Source organism: Streptomyces sp. SID12501, from assembly GCF_010550245.1.
Classification (GTDB): Bacteria; Actinomycetota; Actinomycetes; order Streptomycetales; family Streptomycetaceae; genus Streptomyces.
Genome location: NZ_JAAGLU010000539.1, coordinates 1 through 466 on the forward strand (window position 1 = coordinate 1; position 466 = coordinate 466).

Here is a 466-nt window from a genome sequence, read left to right on the forward strand (position 1 = left end):
CAAGGGGCGGCATGCGCAGCGTTGGTACGGTCTTGTTTCTTGTTGTCCTCGCCACCCTCGTGGCGACCGGTGCCCGCCGCTGGCGCATACCCGCGCCCTCGCTGCTCGTCGTCGCGGGCCTCTTCGTCGCCCTGCTGCCCGGTGCTCCCGCGATACACATCACCCCCGAGCTCATCGGCCTCGTCGTCCTGCCGCCCCTGCTGTACGCCAGCGCCGAGGAGATGCCGTGGCGCGAGCTGCGTGCGGTGTGGAAGCCGGTGTCCGTGCTCGCGGTGGGCCTCGTACTGGCCTCGGCCGCCGTCGTGGGGTACGTGGCCTGCGCCCTGACTCCACTGTCCTGGCAGATGGCGCTGGTGCTCGGGGCGGTCCTCGCGAGCACCGACCCGGTGGCGGTCACCGCCCTCGGCCGGCGCCTCGCGCTGCCGCCCCGGGTTCAGGTCATGGTCCAGGCCGAAAGCCTGTTCAA

General features: G+C 71.9%; 1 protein-coding gene. It reads left to right on the forward strand.

Going from position 1 to position 466, the window contains the following annotated elements; translation table 11 throughout:
• Window positions 1-11 precede the first annotated feature (11 nt).
• Window positions 12-466 (forward strand): cation:proton antiporter (locus G3I71_RS47175; RefSeq protein WP_203733142.1); only part of this gene is annotated, 455 nt, incomplete at its 3' end.